This window comes from Thalassobacillus hwangdonensis (genome assembly GCF_042675915.1).
Classification (GTDB): Bacteria; Bacillota; Bacilli; order Bacillales; family Halobacillaceae; genus Thalassobacillus_A; species Thalassobacillus_A hwangdonensis.
This window is the reverse complement of the sequence record NZ_JBHTKL010000001.1, coordinates 1,320,148-1,342,770: the sequence shown is the minus strand read 5'-3', so window position 1 is coordinate 1,342,770 and position 22,623 is coordinate 1,320,148. Positions and strand designations below refer to the sequence as shown.

The window sequence follows — 22,623 nt, the reverse complement described above, 5'->3', positions numbered from 1 at the left end:
TAGCACACAACCATACCAGAAACGGAACCCCAAAAGCTCCACTCTCATACCGAGAGTGGAGCTTTTCATTCATTCATAGATATTTGGTAGCTTTTTCTGTGTTTGCAAAATGAACTTTCGCTATCTCTTCCAGTTTCTTTCTACCATAACGCTTCATGATTGCAGCCGCTGTCCGATCGACTTTAGCAGAAGCGCCTTTTGGAATCTCCATCCCCACTTTTTCAGCAATATCGTCCATCGCCTTGACGAAGGTGGCACGAGCAAGGATGGAGCCTGCTGCTACAGCAATCGAGTAACTCTCCGCTTTCGTCATGAAGTAGACATGCTGCTGCAGTTTATTCCCATCCGTGGCCAAATGTTTCTGATAGATGTCCGGCTGGGAAAACTGATCGATCAAAATGCCTTCCGGCTGTTCCGGCTCGATCTTTGCCAATAGGTTTTCAATTGCACGATGGTGAAGTGCAGTTTTCATCCTTCCTTGGCTCCAGCCTTTCCGTTGCAACTGATTATATTTCTTGTTCGGCAGTCGCAAAAGACTGAACGGCATTTCCAGATGTACGAGGTCTTTCGCAATCGCAAGAATCTTCTCATCCGTAAGGTGTTTGGAATCTTTGACGCCCAGTTCCTTAAGCAAAGGTATCTGGTCTGTTCGCACATAGGCAGCAGCAACAGTGATCGGTCCGAAGTAATCTCCTGTCCCCGCTTCATCAGATCCGATGTGGGAGGAGGTGAATAAGGACTCCGGTGGGTGATAGGCATGCTTCTTCTTAGGTTTAGCAGGGCTCTCAGCTTTTGGTTCTGCCGTCCCCCACTTGTTCGCCTCAGCTTCAGGATTTTTACCCTGAAAGAGTACTTTGCCGGATTGATAGGCGGTGATGGAGCTATTCGGAGTTTTTGCAGCAAAGACAGCTGATTGAGGTGTCTTCGGATTCAGTTGATTCCTGTAATGCTCTTTCATTTCTGTGATTTTCTGTTTGGAAAGTTTCAATACGACTTGTGGCATAGTTCGTTCCCTTCTGATCGGTAATTCTATTATTAGTATAGCAAACGACAGGCTTTGACAGAACATTTTATGAAAACGATAGGAATGGTTTCCTTATTTTAAGGCTTCATGTTAATATTAAGTTTAGGATTCAAAAGCAAGGGGGTTCTAGTGTGTCCAAATCGGAAGACAATAAATCAAGGATTACAGTTGAAATACATAACCGACCATATACAATCGTAGGCAACGAACAACCCCATCGTGTACGAATGGTGGCGAGTCTTGTCGACCAGAAAATGCATGAAATACATGAAGCGAACAATAGGCTGGACACTACGAAACTGGCTGTACTTACCGCAGTAAATACGATGAACGACTATATTGAATTAAAAGAACAGTTCAACGAGCTGTTGGACTATCTTGATAAGCTTGAAGAAAAGGAACGAGGTAAAAATGATTGATTTGTTGCTTGTCATCATACTAATAATCGGATTACTGAATGGGTTGAGGAGAGGTTTCATCCTCCAGCTCTTTCACCTGATCGGATTCATCGCGGCGTTTATCGTAGCAGTTCTCTATTATGACGATCTGTCACCGAAATTGACGTTATGGATTCCTTACCCTGAATTACCTGAAGGATCTCAGTGGGCGATGTTTCTCAATTCAGACTCATTGGAAAATGCATTTTATAATGCAATCGCGTTTGCAATTCTATTTTTCGCAGTGAAGATCATCCTGCATATCATTGCATCGATGTTGGACTTCGTTGCGGACTTACCGATCCTGAACACATTGAATGGAATACTCGGTGCTGTACTGGGCTTTATCGAAAGCTACCTGGTCTTATTCGTCATTCTTTATATTGCGGCACTCGCCCCGATCAGTTCGGTACAATCTGCATTGGAAGATTCGATTATTGCCCAGGTAATTATCGAACGGACGCCAATGTTTTCGGAGCAACTAAAAACACTATGGTTCGAGTATATCGCCACACGAGTATGAAACTTCTCTTGTTTTCCAGAGAAGTTTTTTCTTTAGTAAAAGGAAATACTAGGCTTGTAGCCCATGAGGGAGGAAAGGGATATGGCAGTAGATAAGAAAAATGTAATCAAGCTGCTTGAAAAAATCGCTGTTTACTTGGAACTTAAAGGGGAGAACCCATTTAAAATATCTGCATATAGAAAAGCTGCGCAGGCATTGGAGCAGGACGATCGTTCCATTGGCGAGATCGAAGACTTTACAAAGCTGAAGGGGATCGGCAAAGGAACTGCAGCAGTCATTCAGGAATATGTAGAAGACGAACATTCGGACGTATTGACTCAATTGCAGGAGGAAGTGCCTCAAGGGTTGATCCCATTGCTTGACCTTCCTGGCCTTGGCGGAAAGAAGCTGTCCAAGCTGTACCAGGAACTTGGTGTGACGGATGCAGTTTCTTTGAAAGAAGCTTGTGAAAGCGGCAAGGTGGAAGCACTGAGCGGCTTTGGAAAGAAATCTGCAGAAAAAATCATTAAAGCGTTGGATGAAGCGGGCAGTCGACCTGAGCGCCTTCCGATTGCTATCATGCTTCCATTAGCTGAAAAAGTAGAGGCATTCCTGGCGGAGAAAAAGACGATCAGTCGCTATTCTCGTGCGGGGAGTCTTCGCAGGATGAGAGAAACGATCAAAGATCTTGATTTTATCGTTGCATCTGATGAGCCTGCAAAAACACGGGATGAGCTTCTTGACTACCCTGATATTCAGGAAGTAATCGCCTCTGGTGAAACAAAAGTATCCATCGTCGTCAATGAAGGATATGATATCAGCATTGATTTTCGTATTATAGAACCTGAGGCATTTGCTTCCACTCTTCATCACTTCACTGGATCGAAAGACCACAATGTAACGATGCGTCAACTGGCGAAGCAGCAGGGGGAGAAGATCAGTGAATACGGAGTTGAAAATAGCGAAACTGGTAAAATGAAAACGTTTGAGAGTGAAGAGGAATTCTTCGCTCACTTTGGCTTGAATTGGATTCCACCTGAAGCTAGAGAGAACAAAGGTGAAGTAGAAGCGTTCAAAAAGCCGCTCTCGTTTATCGAACTCTCGGATATCCGTGGAGACCTTCACATGCACACGACTTGGAGTGATGGTGCTCAGACTGTCAAAGAGATGGCAATGAAGGCAAAAGAGATGGGGTATGAGTATATTTCCATCACGGATCATTCGAAATTCTTGCGGGTCGCGAATGGACTGAATGAAGACCGTCTTCGTAAGCAAAGGGAAGAGATCGAAAAAGTGAATGCCTCCATGGATGACTTCCACATCTTTGCTGGAATCGAAATGGACATCTTGCCGGATGGCTCACTCGATTTCGATGATGAGTTTCTTAAGGAGATGGACTTCGTCATTGCGTCCATCCATTCAAGCTTCAACCAATCGAAAGATCAGATCATGCACCGACTCGAACAGGCATTGCAGAATCCCCACGTCCATATGATTGCTCACCCTACGGGACGCCTGATCGGACGCAGGGACGGCTATGAGGTGGATCTGGATGCACTGATTGAAAAAGCGAAAGACACAGGTACAGTGTTAGAACTGAATGCTAATCCGAACCGGCTTGACCTAAGCTGGCAATGGTTGATGAAAGCCCAGGAAGCCGGAGTGAAGATAGCCATCAACACCGATGCCCATAATTTCGGGATGCTCGATCATATGAAGATCGGAATTGGGGCCGGTCGAAAAGGGTGGCTCAATAAAGATACGGTAATCAACACCTGGAAGAAAGATGAATTGATCAAATTGTTCCAGGAGAAGGGCAATAAGTAAAGGAGTAACGGTTATATGAATGGACGTATTTTACGCGTGCTTGAATATGATAAAATTTTAGAAATGCTTGAGGAGAAAGCTGCGTCTTCACTTGGGAAAGTGAGGGTGAAACAGCTGAAACCCTCCACTGACCTTGAAGAAGTAATCCAACTGCAGAACGAGACGGATGAAGCAGCACAAATCATTAGGTTAAAGGGGAATGTTCCGTTAGGTGGAATCTTCGATATCCGGCCGAGTCTTAAACGGACGACCATCGGAGGCACACTGAGTGCGCTTGAGTGTCTCGATATTGCCTCCACCATCTATGGCGGAAAGCAGATTAAACGCTTCATCCAGGATATGGAGGAACCGGAACTACCATTGCTGAGGGAATTGGTGGACCGGATCGTCCCGCTAAACGAGTTGGAACGCGAGATCAGAAGCTGCATCGATGATCATGGCCATGTGATGGACGGGGCATCGGACCGCCTGCGCTCCATTCGTACAAGTATCCGCACAAACGAAAGCAGAGTCAGGGATAAGATGGATTCGTACACCAAATCGAAAAGTAAGATGCTTTCTGATGCGATTGTTACCATCCGTAACGAACGCTATGTGCTACCGGTGAAGCAGGAGTACAGAGGAGCGATCGGCGGAATTGTCCATGATCAATCCTCTTCAGGTGCAACGTTATTCATCGAACCACAGGCAATTGTAGATCTGAACAACAGCCTTCAGGAAGCACGTGTACAGGAGAAACATGAAGTGGATCGGATCCTTAATGAATTATCACAGGCAATTGCTGCAGATGAAGCATTTCTGCGTGAAAATGTAGAGGTGCTGGGTCAAATCGACTTCATGTTCTCAAGGGCGAAGCTAGGTCAGCAAATGAAAGCCTCAATGCCGACGATGAACGACAAGGGTATCATCAAGATGACGCAAGCCAGGCACCCATTGCTTACGGACGAGGAAGTCGTCCCAAATGATGTCGAACTGGGGGAATCATTCACCTCTATAGTCATTACCGGTCCGAACACGGGTGGTAAGACAGTAACATTGAAAATGGTCGGCCTTTGTACACTGATGGCTCAATCAGGACTGCAAATCCCAGCCCTGGATGGCTGTGAGCTGGCAGTGTTCGAAGAAGTATTTGCAGATATCGGTGATGAACAATCAATCGAGCAAAGTCTCAGTACGTTTTCTTCTCATATGACGAATATCGTGGATATCCTGAAGAAGGTGAACGACCGGACGCTTGTATTGTTTGACGAGTTAGGCGCAGGTACGGATCCTCAGGAAGGTGCAGCTCTTGCCATGTCTATCCTTGATGAAGTCGTACAGCGGAATGCGCGAGTGATAGCAACGACGCATTACCCTGAATTGAAAGCATACGGCTACAACAGGGAAGGAGTTATCAACGCCTCTGTCGAATTCGATATTAAGACGCTTAAACCGACCTATCGCTTATTGATCGGTGTACCTGGCCGAAGCAATGCGTTTGAAATCTCAAGACGACTCGGTTTGGAGGAACATGTCATCGAGACAGCGAAGAGCCATGTCGGCGTGGATTCGAAAAGTGTTGAGACAATGATTGCTTCCCTGGAAGCTTCCAAGCGTGGAGCCGATGAAGATTATGAAGAAGCAGAAGAAATCCTTCACCAGGCACAACAGTTATATGATCAGCTGACAGATAAATGGAAGCAGTTTGAGGACAAGCGTGAAAAACTATATGAACGTGCGGAAGAGAAGGCTCAAAAAGCCATTGATAAAGCAAGGGAAGAAGCGGAATTGATCGTCAGTGAGCTTCGGAAAATGAAAAGCCAGAGTGGATTGAAAGAGCATGAATGGATCGAAGCAAGAAAAATGTTCGATGAAGCAACTCCTGAGCTTAAAAAGAAGCAAAAAGAAGAAACCGCTAAACCAAATAAAGCAGCACGTGAACTAAAAGCTGGGGATGAAGTGAAGCATCTCACGCTCAATCAGACTGGCACCATCCTAGAAAAAATAAGTGACAAGGAATTCCAAGTTCAGTTTGGAATCATGAAAGTGAAGGCGAAACGGAAAGATCTTGAATTCGTGAAGTCATCGCAGCCATTGAAGGAAAAACCGATGGCTACCGTAAAAGGGAAAGATTTTCATGTGAAAACAGAGCTTGATTTAAGAGGAGAACGTTATGAAGAGGCCCTTAATCGCCTTGAAAAATATATCGATGATGCGGTGCTGGCAGGCTATCCTAGAGTATCCATCATCCACGGGAAAGGTACAGGGGCATTAAGGACTGGAGTGAAGCAGTTCGCGGATCGACATCCTTCCATTTCTTCGCAACGCGCCGGAGGAATGAATGAGGGTGGAAGCGGCGTTACCATTCTTGAATTGAAGTGACCGATTTGTTGGGGGGATATTGGAAAGTGAACAATTTTTGGGAGCACCCATTAATAGAGACAGCTGCGAGTTATAGTGTTGTTATCCTATGCCTCGTAGTTTTCATGGCAATCTTTGAAATTGTCACGAAATATAATAACTGGCAGGAAATCAAACGTGGAAATCTCGCGGTAGCAATGGCTACAGGTGGTAAGATGTTCGGTATCGCCAACATCTTCCGCTTTTCGATTGAACATAATGACTCTTTATTAAGTTCGATGGGGTGGGGGCTTTATGGCTTTATCCTTCTGTTGACCGGATATTTCATTTTTGAATTCCTGACTCCTTCCTTCAAGATTGACGAAGAGATTGAACAGGATAATCGAGCGGTAGGTTTCATTTCTTTGATCATATCGATCGGGTTGTCCTATGTCATCGGAGCGAATATCATTTAAGGGGAGAATCGATGGAAACTTTAGCCAAAGTTCTGGGAGTCATTTCGGCGTTGTTTGTCATTGCCGGAATCGTATTCTTTTTCGTATATTGACCAATGGAGCGCAGGGGATCTACCCCTGCGTTTTTGTATTCATCGACTTTTTAAGGCGACGTAACTATAGATTCATTTACTAGGACAATCCCACCATACATATAATAAATAAGAATGTGCACAACCTTCGAACAGGCGATAGCTGCACCTAAATGTCGAAATATTTCAAATAATATTTTAATATTTGAACCAAAGTAGTTATAATGTAGGTATATCGATATAAGGGGGAATTCAAATGGCAGATGTTGCAAACCGACCATGGCACCAATTTTACCCGGAAGAAATACCCACCACCATTGACTATGACGAAAAGCCATTGCACCAATTTCTGAAAGAAAGTGCAGAAGCTTACCCAGAAAAGAAAGCGCTTCATTTTCTCGGGAAAGAGCTTACTTATGATGAGGTGTACACGCAAGCGAGGAAATTTGCAAGTTACCTTCAGGGACTGGGCCTTGAAAAGGGTGATCGTGTCGCGGTAATGCTTCCAAACTGTCCACAGTCCGTCATTGCTTATTACGGAATATTGCAAGCCGGCGGCATTGTTGTACAGACCAATCCGCTCTACATGGAGCGTGAACTTGAGTACCAGTTGAAAGATTCTGGTGCAAAGATGATCATTTGTCTTGATATCCTCTATCCTAAAGTAACGAACGTCAAGCAGAATACAGACGTAGAGCAAGTGATTGTTACTGGCATCAAAGATTACCTTCCATTTCCAAAGAACAAAATCTATCCTTTCATTCAAAAACGTCAATACAAAATCGTAGTAAAACCGGAACAGTCCCATGACACACATCTGTGGGATTACATCATGGACAATGCGGGAATGGAGGTCGATGAAGTAGAAGTGAACCCTAACGAAGACCTTGCATTACTGCAATATACAGGAGGTACGACTGGATTCCCTAAAGGTGTCATGTTGACACACATGAACCTCGTTGCCAACACGCAAATGTCGATGAGATGGTTATACAAGTGTGAAAAAGGAAGGGAAATCGTACTGGGTGTGCTGCCATTTTTCCACGTATATGGTATGACTGCAGTGATGAACCTTTCCATTATGATGGCATCCAAAATGGTTCTGCTTCCGAAGTTCGAGCCAACCGATGTTTTGAAAACGATCGATAAGCACAAACCTACGTTATTCCCGGGTGCACCGACGATTTATATTGCCCTATTGAATCATCCGGATTTGAAAAAGTACGATTTGTCCTCCATCGAAGCCTGTATCAGTGGATCTGCACCGCTTCCAGTCGAAGTGCAGGAAAGGTTTGAAGAAGTGACCGGAGGTAAGCTGGTGGAAGGGTACGGATTAACAGAAACATCACCAGTCACACATGCGAACTTCGTTTGGCATCGAAGAGTGAATGGCAGCATCGGTATTCCATGGCCGGACACGGATGCCAAGATCATCGGGATGGATTCTGGAGAAGAAGTTGAAGTGGACGAAGTTGGAGAAATCGCGGTCAAGGGCCCTCAGGTGATGCGGGGTTATTGGAATAAAGAAGAAGAAACTGCACAAGTACTGAGCGAAGATGGCTGGTTCCGTACCGGAGATCTTGGTTATATGAACGAAGAAGGATATTTTTACGTAGTGGATCGGAAAAAAGACATGATCATTGCTGGAGGATTCAATATTTATCCTAGAGAGGTAGAAGAAGTACTCTATGAACATGAAGCCGTACAGGAAGCCGTTATCGTAGGTATCCCTGATCCTTATCGTGGGGAAACAGTGAAAGCATTCATCGTCAAAAAAGAAAGCGCCAACGTAACAGAAGAAGAATTGAACGAATTTTGCCGAAAACATCTGGCGGCATATAAAGTACCGAAGATCTATGAATTCCGTGATGAATTGCCAAAAACAGCAGTAGGTAAGATTCTTCGCAGAAACCTTGTAGAAGAAGAAAAACAGAAGCTTGAACAGAATTCGGTTTGAAGGGAACGTCTTTCCTATGAAAAAGAGAGCAAGGTTGACCACTGAGGCTCCGCATAACCGGATGGTTAAGCAGGTGCCTTGTCCTTTTGTTATTGACAGGTAGCTTGCGAGAATGTAAAATGTTTAATGAATGACCATTCATTCATTTTCACAATTGATAAGGCAGGCGATAACCATGAAGAAAAATAAACCGAAATACAAACAAATCATTGATGCAGCTGTCGAAGTGATTGCTGAAAATGGATACCACTCCTCACAAGTTTCGAAGATTGCCAAGAAAGCAGGAGTGGCGGATGGTACGATCTATTTGTATTTTAAAAATAAAGAAGATATCCTCGTTTCCTTGTTCCAGGAAAAGATGGGAATGTTCATTGAGAAGATTGAACAGGAAACGACTTCGAGACAATCAGCGGACGAAAAACTGCTGCGGTTGATTGAAGTACATTTTGATCAGCTGACAGCAGATCATCATCTTGCAATCGTAACACAGTTGGAGCTGCGACAATCCAATAAAGACTTAAGGCAGAAGATCAATGCTGTATTGAAACGATATTTGGAAGTCATCGATTCCATCGTCGGCGAAGGAATCGATGAAGGAATTTTCAGAAAAGATTTGGATAAACGTCTCGTCAGGCAGATGATTTTTGGTACACTAGATGAGACGGTAACAAATTGGGTAATGAAAGATCAGCGATATGATCTCGTCAAGCAAGCCGGAGAAGTTCAGAAACTTCTTGTTTCCGGATTGTCAGTAAGATGAAGAAAGGGGAGAAATGAATGGGAGAGATTGCATTACATGTAGACAAGCACATCGCTACGCTCACGATCAAGAGCCCACCTGCGAATGCTTTGTCCAGCACTTTATTGCAAGCGCTATCAGACAGAATGGATGAAATCGAAAAGGATTCTTCCATCAAAGCGATCATTCTTAAAGGAGAAGGAAAATTCTTCTCTGCGGGAGCAGATATCAAAGAATTCACTTCCCTTCAGAATGAATCCGATTATGCCGCGCTATCGCGCAAAGGGCAGGAGCTCTTCAATCGGGTGGAAAACTTCCATATCCCAGTCATTGCTGCCATCCATGGTGCTTCATTAGGTGGAGGATTGGAATTGGCGATGGCTTGTCACATTCGATATGTGACAGATACAGCTAAGCTTGGATTGCCGGAATTGTCCCTGGGAATCATACCTGGCTTCGCTGGAACGCAGCGCTTACCGCGTTATGTCGGCGCACCGAAAGCATATGAAATGATGTTGTCCGGGGATCCGATTTCCGGTCAGGAAGCTGCTGCTTTAGGGTTGGCGAATAGAAGTCTTCCTGAGGAAGACTTGTTTCCGGCAGTTGAAAAGCTTGCCTCCAAAATCGCTTCAAAAAGCGGACCGACCATCCATCATGTTATGAATCTTGTGCCATACGCTAAAACAACTCAATTCCAGGCTGGAGTAGAGTCGGAAGCTGAAGCATTCGGACAGATTTTTGGTACGGATGATGCGACAGAAGGAATTCAAGCTTTCATAGAAAAACGCAAGCCTAATTTCAAAGATCAATAGACTAGGAGGTTTCTAATATGAATATCTACGTATTATTGAAGCGTACATTCGATACAGAAGAAAAGATTGCGATCAGCAATGGTCGTATTGAAGATGATGGAGCAGAATTCATCATCAACCCATATGACGAATATGCAGTGGAAGAAGCGATTAACCTTCGTGATGAGCACGGTGGTGAAGTTACAGTTGTCACTATTGGTGAAGAAGAATCCGAGAAGCAGCTTCGTACAGCCCTCGCAATGGGAGCTGACAAAGCAGTGTTGATCAATACAGAAGATGACCTTGAGTATGGTGACCAGTTCTCTACAGTCAAAATCCTTGAAGCGTTCTTCGAAGAGAAAGATGTTGATATCATCCTCGCAGGAAATGTAGCGATTGATGAAGCAAGTGGCCAGGTAGGACCTCGTCTTGCAGAGCGCCTTGATATTCCTTACGTAACTACCATTACAGATATTAAAGTAGATGGTGAGAAAGTGAACATCGAGCGCGATGTAGAAGGTGATGTGGAGAAGGTCGAAACTTCCCTGCCATTGCTTGTTACATGTCAGCAAGGCTTGAACGAGCCTCGTTATCCTTCTTTGCCGGGTATCATGAAAGCGAAGAAGAAGCCTTTGGAAGAGCTTGAATTGGATGATCTTGACCTGGACGAAGATGATGTAGAAGCAAAAACTAAAACGATCGATATTTTCCTGCCTCCTGAAAAAGAAGCTGGGAAAGTACTTGAAGGTGAAATCGACGATCAAGTGAAAGAACTTGTATCCTTATTAAAAGACGAAGCAAAAGTACTTTAACTCGGGATGAACAGAAAGGAGAATCGGTATGAGTAAGAAAATGTTAGTCATCGGGGAAGCACGAGACGGCTCCCTGCGTAATGTAACGTTTGAAGCAATTGCAGCAGCGAAATCCATCAGTGATGGAGAGATTGTCGGTGTCCTATGTGGAGCAGGAGACTTGGGTGAACTGGGTAATGAAATGATCCATTATGGTGCTGACCGAGTCATTACTGTATCAAACGATAAATTGAAAACGTATACATCAGAAGGCTATGGACAGGCTGTCAAAGCGGTCATCGATGATGAGAATCCTGAGGGGATTGTCATGGGTCATACAGCCATCGGTAAAGATTTGACACCGAAGCTTGCAAGTAAGCTTGAGTCCGGACTGATTTCAGATGCGACAGAAATCAGTGAAGAAGGCGGTAACATTGTCTTCACACGCCCGATTTATTCCGGTAAGGCATTTGAGAAGAAAATCATTACAGATGGTCTTATTTTTGCAACCATCCGTCCGAACAATATTCCAGCACTTGAAAAAGATGAATCTCGTTCTGGAGAAGTAACATCTAAAGATGTAGATGTTGCAGACTTGCGTACCATCATCCAGGATGTCGTCCGCAAAACTTCAGAAGGTGTCGACCTTTCAGAAGCGAAAGTAATCGTTGCAGGTGGACGTGGTGTGAAGAGCGCAGAAGGCTTCGAACCACTTGAAGAACTGGCAGAGGTGCTTGGTGGTGCTGTAGGAGCATCCCGTGGAGCATGTGATGCAGGATACTGTGATTACTCGTTGCAGATCGGTCAAACTGGTAAAGTTGTAACACCTGACCTGTACATTGCGGCAGGAATCTCTGGAGCGATCCAGCACCTTGCTGGTATGTCCAACTCCAAAGTAATCGTAGCCATCAATAAAGATCCGGAAGCGAACATCTTCAATGTAGCCGATTACGGAATCGTTGGAGACCTCTTCGACGTAGTGCCAAAGCTGATTGAAGAACTGAAAAAAGTAAACGTAAACGCATAATCAGATGTAATAGAAGAAAACCCGAACAAATTTAGCTGATTTGTTCGGGTTTTCGGTGTCTGAGCGTAGCTTATACAATGATGTTGGCGGTTTAATCCACAAAATACTGGGTGAAGAATTACGTAAAAATCATTTATTGTGGATTTGTTAATCAATTTTTGCAGGGGTGGAGGTAAACAGCGAGACTCCTGTGGGGGAAGCGTACTAGATGAGACCCCGGAAGGCTTATGCCTGAGGAGGCTCAGCAGACGCCCACGGAAAGCGAGTTGTTTTCCTCCATACCTGCCACCTACGCTATGTAACGAAACCAATCAGAGTGTTTTTTTGTGTATAAACAAACTATTAGCCACTAAAAATATTACATGATATACTTTACACAGATTTTGAAAATGATTGTTGTAGGAGGAATATAGAATGGCAATTGTAAAAGCAACTGACCAGAACTTTGCTGAAGAAACAAAAGAAGGCCTAGTACTTGCTGACTTCTGGGCACCTTGGTGTGGCCCTTGTAAAATGATCGCTCCAGTTCTAGAAGAACTTGATGAAGAAATGAGCGACAAAGTACAAATCGTAAAATTGGATGTTGACGAAAACCAGGAAACTGCAGGAAAGTACGGAGTAATGAGCATTCCGACACTACTGCTTTTCAAAGATGGTAAAGTCGTAGACCAAGTGATCGGTTTCCAACCGAAAGAAGCACTTGTTGACTTGATCAACAAACACCAATAATCTGAATACTACAGAAAGCCACACTGCCGAGCGCAGTGTGGCTTTTTTCATTTGGCACTATTAAGCATCGTTGTTTCAGAGCTGGGTAAGAGCAATGAGGGGTTAGGAGGTAGGGGAATTACTCGCTAAGAAATTTGCTTTACCCTAGCTTTTTAACACAGATCTTTTTATAATTCATCCAGGATCAGGTTCTTCCATCAATCAGTAAGAAGGTGGCGGGGAAACTGCTCGACTCCCGTGGGAGAAGGGCCTAGGCGAGACCCCACAGGGAGTAAAACGACCGAGGAGGCTCGCCAGCTCCCCCACAGGAAAGCGAGTAGTTTCCCAGCCGCCCTTTCCGCCGATTAGGCAACGTCCCCTTGAAATGGCTTTACAGGTAAATCAACTAGGGATTTAATTTCTGATTTTTTGCCAAGACGTCTTTATTCAAAAAGCGGCTCGTATATGATAGCTTTAACATATCATTGAAATAATGGGGTGGAAGGCACATGAATCAAAAAATCAAAGAGAAGCTTGCAGTTTTGCCTGACCAGCCTGGGTGCTATTTGATGAAAGATAAAAATGGCACGATTATCTACGTTGGTAAGTCCAAGGTGCTGAAAAATCGTGTGCGCTCTTATTTCACCGGTGCCCATGACGGTAAAACCCAACGGCTGGTAAGAGAAATCATCGACTTCGAATACATCGTCACTTCATCCGAAATCGAAGCATTGATTCTCGAAATGAACCTAATCAAAAAATATGATCCAAAATACAATGTCTTACTAAAAGATGATAAAACCTATCCATATTTGAAGGTCACACCTGAAAAGCATCCACGCTTGATTGTTACGAGAAAAGTGAAGAAAGATAAAGGGAAATATTTTGGCCCTTATCCGAACGTTTTAGCAGCCAGAGAAACCAAAAAGCTGCTCGATCGTCTATATCCATTGCGTAAATGCAGAACGATGCCGGATCGGGTTTGTCTTTATTACCATATGCACCAGTGCCTTGGACCTTGTGAATTCAAAGTAACGCAGGAAACGAACCAGAGCATCGTGCAGAACATCACGTCCTTTTTAAGTGGTGGACATAAAGAAATCAAAAAAGATTTGAAGAAAAAGATGATGCAGGCTTCGGAGGAACTGGATTTCGAACGTGCAAAGGAACTGCGCGACCAGATCGAGCACATCGAATCGGTGATGGAACAGCAGAAAATGACCTTGAACGATCAGGTGAACCGCGATGTTTTCGGCTATGCCTATGATAAAGGGTGGATGTGTGTACAAGTATTCTTCATCCGTCAAGGTAAATTGATTGAGCGCGATATCGCGCTGTTCCCGTTTTTTGATGATCCAGAAGAGACGTTCCATAGTTATTTAGGAAGATTCTATCTGCATCAGAACCACCCTTACCCTAAACAAGTACTCGTTCCTGTTGCAACTGATGTCAATTTGTTAAGTGAGCTACTGGAAACGAAGGTGCACATTCCAATGAGAGGGCGCAAGAAAGAACTCGTTGAACTTGCGATGAAGAATGCAGACATTGCCCTCAAAGAAAAGTTTGCGTTAATTGAACAGGATGAAGCGCGTACGATAAAGGCGGTAGAGAAGCTCGGCGAAAAATTGAATGTAGAAACTCCGACAAGGATCGAAGCTTTTGACAATTCCAACATACAAGGGACGGATCCTGTATCAGCAATGGTCGTTTTCGTAGATGGGAAGCCACAAAAGAAAGATTACCGCAAATATAAGATTAAGAATGTGGAAGGCCCGGATGATTATGATACGATGCGGGAAGTCATCCGCAGACGTTACACAAGGGTATTGAAGGAAGAACTGCCTTTACCGGATCTAATCCTCGTCGACGGCTCGAAAGGACAAATGAGTGCAGCGCTTGATGTGCTGGAGAATGAACTGGGGTTGGATATTCCGTTGTGCGGACTAGCTAAGGATGAGAAGCATAAGACGAGCGAATTGCTATACGGAGATCCTCCCACAATTGTGGATCTGGACAGGAATTCCCAGGAATTTTACCTGATACAACGCATCCAGGATGAGGTCCACCGCTTCGCGATCACGTTCCATCGTCAACTCAGAGGCAAAGGGGCGATCCAATCCGAACTGGATGACATTCCTGGTGTTGGACAAAATCGCAGGCGTTCGTTACTTCGTCACTTTAAATCTGTAAAAGAGATTCGAGATGCTGACGAAAGTGACTTGACCAAGCTTGGCATCCCTGCGCCGGTAGCACGTACAATTCTGATCCATCTCAATAAAGATAAAGAAGAGCCAGCCGAGGAATAGGCTGGCTCTCTTATAATGAAACATTATGTATTCATGACATGAAAAGTAACGAGATTGTTTTTCTTATCGATTTCTTCTATGCACTCGCAGGGAGTGTCTTTGAGAATTTGGATGGCTTCAGCGATGAATCCTGCTTCCATACGGAAATCCACTTCAAGCGAGGGATTATGCAGCCGCTTTTCGATGACGTGTCCACTTAATTCAAAGAATGTTTCTTTTTTCTTTTCTTTAACGAGGGACAACTGGCCCCATCCAAAATACTGGAAAAAGGAGATGATGGATTCCTTTTCATTGAACTCGCTTTTGCGAGCCAGGTTCTTTCCCATATAGTACAGGATGAACGGTGCATCCTTACCTAGAAGTTCGGGAAGTGAGGAGTAGCGGATCAAATCGAATCCCGCTCCAGTATGAACTAAAGATTGCAATTGATTTTCGTCGATCATCGTTGTTTTTTTGCTCATTCAAGTCAATCCTTTCTACATGAATATTATCGCTTGAATTGAAATCATGTGCAACAGATTTTGACGATTTTCCTTTATATCTTAGAATGTTCCTTTTTAGCGATTTTCTTGAGGCTGTTTCTTGACGGTAGTAACTGATAGCAGTAAAATAGACGTGTCACAAATTGTACAATTTCAGAGTGAAATGGAGAAATTGGGGATTTTCTCTTTTTTTTGCTTTTTTAAAGCGCTTTAATTTCTGAAAACTGTGCAAACAACAATAAATGTCATTCAACTTGAGGGGGGTAAATCATGGCAGCAAATCGTGAATATTTTAATCGCAGACTACATTCACTACTAGGGGTAGTACCAATCGGGATCTTCCTGATCCAGCATTTGACTGTAAACTATTTTGCAACTCGTGGACCGGAAGCATTCAACGCAGCAGCTCACTTTATGGAGAGCTTGCCGTATCGATATGTATTAGAAACTTTCATCATTTTCTTACCGATTCTTTTCCACGCAATCTACGGTGTGTATATTGCATTCACAGCTAAGCATAACATTGGAAACTTCAGTTATTTCCGAAATTATATGTTCATGCTTCAGCGATTGACTGGAATCATCACTTTGGTATTCATCGCGTGGCACGTATGGGAAACAAGGATTGCTATCGGATTCGGCTGGGCTGAGTTGAACTATCAGCTGATGGAAAGCATTCTGACTGAACCGTTCTTCTTCTGGTTCTATGTAATCGGTGTGGTTTCTACTACATTCCACTTTGCGAACGGGTTGTGGTCCTTCTGTGTAAGCTGGGGTATCACTATGACTCCACGTTCACAGCGCATTATGACTTATGCAACAATCGTCGTCTTCCTGGCACTTTCCTTTGTCGGAGTACGTACATTGTTTACATTCGCATACGGTGGATAATCAAACATAATCATAATCTGACATTTTTATAGAAGTACTTAGAGGGAGTGAGTAAGAACATGAGTAACCGAAATATCGTTATCGTCGGCGGTGGTTTGGCTGGATTGATGGCAACCATCAAAGCAGCAGAAGCTGGTGTACACGTCGACTTGCTTTCTATCGTACCAGTAAAACGTTCTCACTCTGTATGTGCACAAGGTGGAATCAATGGAGCGGTCAACACTAAAGGTGAAGGAGACTCTCCTTGGGAACACTTTGATGACACGGTATATGGTGGGGACTTCCTTGCTAACCAGCCCCCTGTCAAGGCGATGTGTGAAGCTGCTCCTGGCATCATCCACCTGCTTGACCGTATGGGAGTTATGTTCAACCGTACTCCGGAAGGTCTATTGGACTTCCGCCGTTTCGGTGGTACACAGCACCACCGGACAGCATTTGCAGGTGCAACGACCGGCCAACAGCTCCTTTATGCTTTGGACGAGCAGGTTCGTCGTCATGAAGTGAATGGACTTGTAACGAAGTATGAAAACTGGGAATTCCTTTCAGCAGTTCTTGATGAAGAAGGAACCGCTCGTGGTGTCGTAGCTCAGAATTTGAGCGACCATGAAATCAAAGTCTTCAAATCCGATGCAGTCATCATGGCAAGCGGTGGTCCTGGAATCATCTTCGGAAAATCTACGAACTCCGTTATCAATACTGGATCTGCAGCTGGTGCTTTATATCAGCAGGGCGTCAAGTATGCAAACGGTGAATTCATTCAGATCCACCCTACAGCAATCCCGGGTGATGACAAGCTTCGTCTGATGAGTGAGTCTGCACGTGGAGAAGGTGGACGTGTCTGGACCTATAAAGATGGAGAACCTTGGTACTTCCTTGAGGAAAAATATCCTGCATATGGAAACCTGGTTCCGCGTGACATCGCTACACGTGAAATCTTTGATGTGTGTGTCAACCAGAAGCTTGGAATCAATGGTGAAAACATGGTTTACCTGGATCTTTCCCATAAAGATTCCAAAGAACTCGACATCAAATTAGGCGGTATCATTGAAATCTACGAGAAATTCGTTGGCGAAGACCCTCGTAAGGTCCCAATGAAGATCTTCCCTGCCGTTCACTATTCTATGGGGGGAATGTGGGTAGATTATGATCAGATGACAAACATTCCTGGTATTTTCGCAGCGGGTGAGTGTGATTACTCTCAGCACGGTGGAAACCGTCTTGGTGCTAACTCCCTGTTATCTGCCATTTACGGTGGAATGGTTGCTGGTCCGAATGCAGTGAAATATATTGACGGTCTTGAAAAAACAATTGATGATATCTCGTCCAATGTATTTGATGACCAGTTGAAAGTAGAGCAGGATAAATTCGAAACGATCATGAACATGGACGGAGACGAGAACGCTTACCAGATCCATAAAGAGCTAGGTGAGTGGATGACAGATAACGTTACCGTCGTACGTGAAAACGAAAACCTGCTTAAGACAGACGAAAAGATTCAGGAACTGATGGAACGTTTCCAGCGAATCAATATCAATGATACTTCCCGTTGGAGTAATCAGGGTGCGATGTTCACACGTCAGTTGTGGAACATGCTGCAGCTTGCCCGCGTAATTACGCAAGGTGCATATAACCGTAATGAAAGCCGTGGAGCACATTACAAGCCGGAATTCCCGGAACGTAATGATGAAGAATGGTTGAAAACGACCATCGCCACGTACAATAAAGAGGAGAATAAACCGGAGTTCTCGTACGAAATAGTGGATACTTCCTTGATCGAACCGAGAAAACGTGACTATTCTAAGAGTAAATAGGGGGGAAATAAATCATGAGCGAAAACAAAACGATTACGTTTATCATCACACGTCAAGACAGCCCTGATTCTGCCCCGTATGAGGAAACTTTTAAGATTCCATATCGTGAAAATATGAACGTCATTTCTGCATTGATGGAAGTCAGACGTAACCCGGTCAATGCGAATGGGGAACCTACATCACCGGTATATTGGGATATGAACTGCCTGGAAGAAGTCTGTGGAGCCTGCTCCATGGTCATCAATGGGAAACCTCGTCAATCATGTACAGCACTGGTAGATCAGCTGGAACAGCCGATCCGTCTGGCACCGATGACTACTTTCCCTGTAATGCGTGACTTGGCAGTCGACCGCAGTCGCATGTTTGATTCCTTGAAGAAGGTGAAAGCATGGGTGCCGATTGATGGTACGTATGATCTTGGTCCAGGACCTCGTATGGCAGAGAGCAAACGCCAGTGGGCATATGAACTTTCCAAATGTATGACATGTGGTGTATGTTTGGAATCCTGTCCGAATGTCAATAGTAAATCAAGCTTTATCGGCCCTGCAGCCATTTCGCAGGTTCGCCTGTTCAACTCTCACCCAACTGGAGAAATGAATAAGAGCGAACGTCTTCATTCCATCATGGATGAAGGTGGAATCATGGGCTGTGGAAACGCGCAGAACTGTGTGCAGTCCTGTCCGAAGGGAATTCCTTTGACGACTTCACTTGCGGCGATGTACCGTGACACAGCAATCGAATCATTCAAGAGTTTCTTCGGAAGCGACAACAAACTGTAAAGATCAAAGAGCCTCACCTGAAAAGGGAGGCTCTTTTTACTAATCATTAAAAAACAATCAATGGATTTTGTAAATGAATGGGAGAGAGAAGCATGAAAAAGGTTGCATACATAGAAGATATCGAAACTTGGAAAGCGGGGTTTCAGTTTCACGTACCGATCACCGTAAGGTTTTCTGAGACGGATATGTTCGGACATATGAACAATACGACTCCGTTTGTCTACTTTGAAGAAGCTAGGATCGAATACATGAAATACCTTGAATTATTTTCAGTCAAGCAGGCTAAACCTGACACGATTCCGGTCGTAGGAGATCTTCAATGCGATTTTCATAGACAAGTCTTTTTTGATGATGCATTGAAGGTATATGTTAAAGCGAATCATGTGGGGAGTACTTCTTATGACCTGCACTACCTCGGTGTAAATGAAAAAGAAGAGGTTTGTTTTACAGGGCGAGGTAGAATTGTACATGTCAATCCTGCTGATGGAAGACCAGCACCATTAGCAGAAAACGTAAGGGAACGTTTGATTGCGAGTTCCACTGTTGATATTTAACAACTTAAAAAATAGTAAATACGTAGTATAATAGAAGTCAGTTAACCACTGACTTCTTTTTCAAGGGTGATACACGTGAAGAATATGTACTGGAAAGCTGTATTGATACTAATATTTTTTCTGACAACCGCAGGGTATTTTACCTACCTGTCCATTGCTTATCCATATATGGGAATCGATGTAAGGCAGGATGGTGACCGCTACGTCATCAATTCCGTCTCACAGCAGAGTTGGGCTGATCGAGAAGGCATCCAGCCGGGTGCAGAAATCAAATGGATTGAAGACCGGCCACCTGGTGAACATTACACGGTGGAATATTTCAATGCAGTAGAGAAAGTTGATAATCTAACATTACAATTGAACGGGACTGTAAATGGGTACAAAGATATCGAAATAACCGGAATGCATGATTGGGTTTTATCTACGATTCTGCCGGCAGGGTTCTTCGTGTTGATTTTGGGAATTGCATATATATTGTTTCAATTTGTTGCAAAGCGCCCATCCATCAACATGCTGATCCTGTTTTTCATGACGATTGCTTTGGCTTATATGTCCAATAGTGGAGCGGCTCGTCTTGATCTTTATGCGCTATTCCTGAATCGGGCATTATTTCTGCTTGTTCCAGTGATCATGATTCACTTCCTGCATCAATACTTCAAAGAGCTTGATGTCGAATGGTATTCAAGAAAGGTGTATATCGTCCTTTATGGCTTCGTAATTGCCGTATCTTTGACTGAACTTTACAACATGCAGACGAATGATGCGCCAAGCATACTGGCTGTCGTTCCTCATTATTCATTTCTCATATTACTGGCTTTAATGTTCCTTGTGATCTGCCTTGGATATAGAAAGTATAAGGATTCAAGCTACGGACCTATATTCAAATATATCAATCTCGGTCTAGGTGTTGCATTCTTCCCTTATATTTTCTTTTATCTTGCACCTACACTGGTGGTCGGCGATTATATCATTCCGCTGAATGTGGCGGCACTATCAATCATCGCCTTGCCGATTACGTTTCTTTATCTAGTTACAAGGCAGCGATTGATCGATATTACGTTCGTCATGACCCGCTTAAGGTATTATGCTCTGATCAGTTTCCTGCCGAGCATTTTCATCCTATTATTGGTCATGTACCTTGGAGATGAAACGTTTTCACTGATTAAAATGAGCCAGCTTTATCTAAGTGTGCACGGCTTGCTGATTCTTTTCCTGTCACTGAAAGAGACATTGGATTTCCGCTTACAGAGGCGATTGTTCGCGGCCAAATACAGCTACCAGGAAAGCATGCACCGACTATCTCAGGAAATGAAAGAAAAGAAGAATGTCGTCGATCTACTGAAGCGGATCCGTTATGAAATTAAGAATGTCCTCAATGTAAAAGATGTGCGGATGTATTCCAAGCATTTCAATTCCGGGATGTATTGTGTGCATAGTGAAATGCCCTTTCACGTACTGAAGAAGCTGGATGATGCCATTTCCAATACCGATGGAGAAATTGGGACCATCATTGAAAGTGAGGAAGGTTTCGGTGTAATCATCGGTTATTCATTGAATAAAATCACGTTGATGTGGTGTGCAGGAAAGAAAGACTTCACAAACCTGAACCGGGATGAGAAGACCTATCTTCAGACCATTGCTCACAATACGAATATCGCACTTGAAAATTTGAATACAATCGAAGATCTCTTCAACCAGTTGAAAGACTTGAAGAGTGATCAAACGCAGCGTTACCCTGCATGGCTATCAAGACTTTTATTTACAATTGCAGAAAATCAACGGAAGCAGTTGTCGATCGATTTGCACGATACGGTGCTCCAGGAGCAGCTGTTCCTTTATCGCAGATTGGACGATATGCTTGAAAACAGGCAGGATATGGCTGCTTCTACCCGTTCGGAGCTTGACATGTTCAAAGAATCCTTATTGGACAGCATCCATCTTATCAGAGAGACATGCAACGAGTTACGTCCGGCATTCATCGAGGAAGTGGGACTTGTCCAATCGTTGCAGAACTTGATTCAGCAATATCAGCTGCGTTCCAATTTTACCGTGTATTTCGATGACTCGAGTTTCTCGGAAGATCTCGATCAGGAGAGGGTACTGGCTGTTTATCGAATTGTGCAGGAACTGTTATCCAATGCGATGAAGCATTCCTATGCTAAAATTGTAAAATTACGTTTATATAATGATGAAAATGGAATCAACTTGATCTATTCTGATAATGGAATCGGGATGGAGTATGAAGAGAAAAAGGATTTATTCTCACACATCGGCTTATCTGGAATTGAACAGAGAGTAAACGGGTTGAATGGGAATTATCAGGTGAATTCTTCCCCTGGAAAAGGGTTTACGATGAAAGTTGAGCTTCCTTTAACCTATAGGAAAGGGGTCGTATCATGATTCGGATATTGATTGTAGATGATCACCCGGCAGTCGGTGAAGGCACAAGGGCGATGCTTGAACAGGAAGCGGATATTCAGGTAGACGTCATCGAGGACAGCTGCCAAACGGAACAAGTGTTGGATCAAGGGTGTTATAATGTCCTTTTGCTGGATATGTACATGCCTGGCATGAATGGTATTGAATTGGCCAAAAAAATCAGGAAGAGCTATCCGGATATTACGATCCTGATCTACACAGGCTTTGATCTCAATACACATTTCAACCTGCTTGTAGAATCTGATATTGCTGGGTTCGTCAGCAAGACGGCAACGAAGGAGCAGCTAGTCACGTCAATTCGATGTGCATTGAGGGACGAAGTTGTCATCCCGTTGCACCTGTTCAAACAGCTGCGCCGTGCAGAAGCTTCTGCCAGTCATCAGGTAGATTCCCCTGATGGGGCGAATATATCACTGAACCAGAAAGAACAATCCATTCTGCAGGAGGTTGCCAATGGGCTGACGAATCGAGAAATAGCCCAACAGCTTCACATGTCACAGCGTAGTGTTGAATATACATTGACCGGTGTCTTCAATAAATTGAATGTCCGCTCAAGAACCGAAGCGCTGCTTGCAGCACAAGAATTAGGTTTGATATCAAAATCTTCATAGAACCGGCACAGGGACCGCTTTCCCTTCATACGATAAGGTGACTAGATAATTCCCTCGTTAAGCGCAGCTCAGACAGCAAGG

The 22,623-nt window shown here is 43.9% G+C and carries 20 protein-coding genes; 18 read left to right on the top strand and 2 right to left on the bottom strand.

Features of this window, described 5'->3' with window-relative positions; genetic code table 11:
- Positions 1-73 precede the first annotated feature (73 nt).
- Positions 74-1,003: a ribonuclease HIII gene (gene rnhC, locus ACFQ2J_RS07155; protein WP_386057905.1), complete on the bottom strand. Its 930-nt coding sequence runs from the start codon at positions 1,001-1,003 to the stop codon at positions 74-76.
- A 152-nt stretch (positions 1,004-1,155) separates the two neighbouring features.
- Here rnhC and zapA point away from each other — a divergent pair, with 152 nt between their 5' ends.
- From zapA to uvrC, 12 genes are all read left to right on the top strand, one after another.
- Complete coding sequence (gene zapA / locus ACFQ2J_RS07150) at positions 1,156-1,443, top strand: cell division protein ZapA (RefSeq protein WP_386057902.1); 288 nt, start codon at positions 1,156-1,158, stop codon at positions 1,441-1,443.
- Positions 1,436-1,984, top strand: coding sequence for a CvpA family protein (locus tag ACFQ2J_RS07145; protein ID WP_386057899.1), 549 nt, complete (start codon positions 1,436-1,438; stop codon positions 1,982-1,984). Before zapA ends, ACFQ2J_RS07145 begins: the two co-directional genes overlap by 8 nt.
- An 81-nt stretch (positions 1,985-2,065) precedes the next feature.
- The gene (gene polX, locus ACFQ2J_RS07140; protein ID WP_386057896.1) at positions 2,066-3,790 is read left to right on the top strand and encodes a DNA polymerase/3'-5' exonuclease PolX; all 1,725 of its coding nucleotides are present in this window, start codon (positions 2,066-2,068) and stop codon (positions 3,788-3,790) included.
- 15 nt (positions 3,791-3,805) lie between these two features.
- Positions 3,806-6,151 (top strand): endonuclease MutS2, encoded by a 2,346-nt coding sequence (locus ACFQ2J_RS07135; RefSeq protein ID WP_386057893.1) that lies wholly within the window; start codon positions 3,806-3,808, stop codon positions 6,149-6,151.
- 26 nt (positions 6,152-6,177) lie between these two features.
- Positions 6,178-6,585, top strand: coding sequence for a DUF350 domain-containing protein (locus ACFQ2J_RS07130; protein WP_386057890.1), 408 nt, complete (start codon positions 6,178-6,180; stop codon positions 6,583-6,585).
- A 327-nt stretch (positions 6,586-6,912) separates the two neighbouring features.
- Entirely contained in the window at positions 6,913-8,613 is a 1,701-nt protein-coding gene (locus ACFQ2J_RS07125; RefSeq protein WP_386057887.1) for a long-chain-fatty-acid--CoA ligase, read from the top strand.
- Between the two features lie 175 nt (positions 8,614-8,788).
- On the top strand, positions 8,789-9,373 hold the full coding sequence (locus ACFQ2J_RS07120; protein ID WP_386057884.1) for a TetR/AcrR family transcriptional regulator: 585 nt from the start codon (positions 8,789-8,791) through the stop codon (positions 9,371-9,373).
- 17 nt (positions 9,374-9,390) lie between these two features.
- Positions 9,391-10,164, top strand: coding sequence for an enoyl-CoA hydratase (locus tag ACFQ2J_RS07115; RefSeq protein WP_386057881.1), 774 nt, complete (start codon positions 9,391-9,393; stop codon positions 10,162-10,164).
- 17 nt (positions 10,165-10,181) lie between these two features.
- Positions 10,182-10,955 (top strand): electron transfer flavoprotein subunit beta/FixA family protein, encoded by a 774-nt coding sequence (locus ACFQ2J_RS07110; protein WP_386057879.1) that lies wholly within the window; start codon positions 10,182-10,184, stop codon positions 10,953-10,955.
- 28 nt (positions 10,956-10,983) lie between these two features.
- On the top strand, positions 10,984-11,961 hold the full coding sequence (locus tag ACFQ2J_RS07105) for an electron transfer flavoprotein subunit alpha/FixB family protein (protein WP_386057876.1): 978 nt from the start codon (positions 10,984-10,986) through the stop codon (positions 11,959-11,961).
- Positions 11,962-12,375: 414 nt separating this feature from the next.
- Positions 12,376-12,690, top strand: a complete 315-nt coding sequence (trxA, locus tag ACFQ2J_RS07100) for a thioredoxin (RefSeq protein WP_386057873.1) — start codon at positions 12,376-12,378, stop codon at positions 12,688-12,690.
- A gap of 488 nt (positions 12,691-13,178) precedes the next feature.
- Positions 13,179-14,975 (top strand): excinuclease ABC subunit UvrC, encoded by a 1,797-nt coding sequence (uvrC, locus tag ACFQ2J_RS07095; RefSeq protein WP_386057870.1) that lies wholly within the window; start codon positions 13,179-13,181, stop codon positions 14,973-14,975.
- Between the two features lie 23 nt (positions 14,976-14,998).
- On the opposite strand, the gene ACFQ2J_RS07090 is transcribed toward uvrC, so the two are convergent.
- Positions 14,999-15,436, bottom strand: coding sequence for a YslB family protein (locus ACFQ2J_RS07090; protein WP_386057867.1), 438 nt, complete (start codon positions 15,434-15,436; stop codon positions 14,999-15,001).
- A gap of 291 nt (positions 15,437-15,727) precedes the next feature.
- On the opposite strand from ACFQ2J_RS07090, the gene ACFQ2J_RS07085 reads away from it, so the two are divergent.
- From ACFQ2J_RS07085 to ACFQ2J_RS07060, 6 genes are all read left to right on the top strand, one after another.
- Positions 15,728-16,348: a succinate dehydrogenase cytochrome b558 subunit gene (locus ACFQ2J_RS07085; RefSeq protein ID WP_386057864.1), complete on the top strand. Its 621-nt coding sequence runs from the start codon at positions 15,728-15,730 to the stop codon at positions 16,346-16,348.
- A 59-nt stretch (positions 16,349-16,407) separates the two neighbouring features.
- Entirely contained in the window at positions 16,408-18,159 is a 1,752-nt protein-coding gene (sdhA, locus tag ACFQ2J_RS07080; protein ID WP_386057861.1) for a succinate dehydrogenase flavoprotein subunit, read from the top strand.
- A gap of 14 nt (positions 18,160-18,173) precedes the next feature.
- The gene (sdhB, locus tag ACFQ2J_RS07075) at positions 18,174-18,938 is read left to right on the top strand and encodes a succinate dehydrogenase iron-sulfur subunit (protein ID WP_386057859.1); all 765 of its coding nucleotides are present in this window, start codon (positions 18,174-18,176) and stop codon (positions 18,936-18,938) included.
- Positions 18,939-19,030: 92 nt separating this feature from the next.
- The gene (locus ACFQ2J_RS07070) at positions 19,031-19,492 is read left to right on the top strand and encodes an acyl-CoA thioesterase (protein WP_386057856.1); all 462 of its coding nucleotides are present in this window, start codon (positions 19,031-19,033) and stop codon (positions 19,490-19,492) included.
- Positions 19,493-19,576: 84 nt separating this feature from the next.
- Positions 19,577-21,892: a sensor histidine kinase gene (locus tag ACFQ2J_RS07065; RefSeq protein WP_386058388.1), complete on the top strand. Its 2,316-nt coding sequence runs from the start codon at positions 19,577-19,579 to the stop codon at positions 21,890-21,892.
- The gene (locus tag ACFQ2J_RS07060; RefSeq protein WP_386057853.1) at positions 21,889-22,542 is read left to right on the top strand and encodes a response regulator transcription factor; all 654 of its coding nucleotides are present in this window, start codon (positions 21,889-21,891) and stop codon (positions 22,540-22,542) included. The genes ACFQ2J_RS07065 and ACFQ2J_RS07060 overlap by 4 nt, the downstream gene beginning before the upstream one ends.
- Positions 22,543-22,623: the final 81 nt, after the last annotated feature.

What these genes read in the sequence shown, in the direction of transcription:
- ACFQ2J_RS07125 (WP_386057887.1), top strand. Translation starts at nt 6,913, where the DNA reads ATGGCAGATGTTGCAAACCGACCATGGCACCAATTTTACCCGGAAGAA.
- ACFQ2J_RS07090 (WP_386057867.1), bottom strand. Translation starts at nt 15,436, where the DNA reads ATGAGCAAAAAAACAACGATGATCGACGAAAATCAATTGCAATCTTTA.
- ACFQ2J_RS07105 (WP_386057876.1), top strand. Translation starts at nt 10,984, where the DNA reads ATGAGTAAGAAAATGTTAGTCATCGGGGAAGCACGAGACGGCTCCCTG.
- sdhB (WP_386057859.1), top strand. Translation starts at nt 18,174, where the DNA reads ATGAGCGAAAACAAAACGATTACGTTTATCATCACACGTCAAGACAGC.
- trxA (WP_386057873.1), top strand. Translation starts at nt 12,376, where the DNA reads ATGGCAATTGTAAAAGCAACTGACCAGAACTTTGCTGAAGAAACAAAA.
- ACFQ2J_RS07070 (WP_386057856.1), top strand. Translation starts at nt 19,031, where the DNA reads ATGAAAAAGGTTGCATACATAGAAGATATCGAAACTTGGAAAGCGGGG.
- ACFQ2J_RS07120 (WP_386057884.1), top strand. Translation starts at nt 8,789, where the DNA reads ATGAAGAAAAATAAACCGAAATACAAACAAATCATTGATGCAGCTGTC.
- sdhA (WP_386057861.1), top strand. Translation starts at nt 16,408, where the DNA reads ATGAGTAACCGAAATATCGTTATCGTCGGCGGTGGTTTGGCTGGATTG.
- ACFQ2J_RS07145 (WP_386057899.1), top strand. Translation starts at nt 1,436, where the DNA reads ATGATTGATTTGTTGCTTGTCATCATACTAATAATCGGATTACTGAAT.
- ACFQ2J_RS07110 (WP_386057879.1), top strand. Translation starts at nt 10,182, where the DNA reads ATGAATATCTACGTATTATTGAAGCGTACATTCGATACAGAAGAAAAG.
- ACFQ2J_RS07135 (WP_386057893.1), top strand. Translation starts at nt 3,806, where the DNA reads ATGAATGGACGTATTTTACGCGTGCTTGAATATGATAAAATTTTAGAA.
- rnhC (WP_386057905.1), bottom strand. Translation starts at nt 1,003, where the DNA reads ATGCCACAAGTCGTATTGAAACTTTCCAAACAGAAAATCACAGAAATG.
- uvrC (WP_386057870.1), top strand. Translation starts at nt 13,179, where the DNA reads ATGAATCAAAAAATCAAAGAGAAGCTTGCAGTTTTGCCTGACCAGCCT.
- ACFQ2J_RS07065 (WP_386058388.1), top strand. Translation starts at nt 19,577, where the DNA reads ATGTACTGGAAAGCTGTATTGATACTAATATTTTTTCTGACAACCGCA.
- ACFQ2J_RS07085 (WP_386057864.1), top strand. Translation starts at nt 15,728, where the DNA reads ATGGCAGCAAATCGTGAATATTTTAATCGCAGACTACATTCACTACTA.
- ACFQ2J_RS07060 (WP_386057853.1), top strand. Translation starts at nt 21,889, where the DNA reads ATGATTCGGATATTGATTGTAGATGATCACCCGGCAGTCGGTGAAGGC.
- ACFQ2J_RS07115 (WP_386057881.1), top strand. Translation starts at nt 9,391, where the DNA reads ATGGGAGAGATTGCATTACATGTAGACAAGCACATCGCTACGCTCACG.
- polX (WP_386057896.1), top strand. Translation starts at nt 2,066, where the DNA reads ATGGCAGTAGATAAGAAAAATGTAATCAAGCTGCTTGAAAAAATCGCT.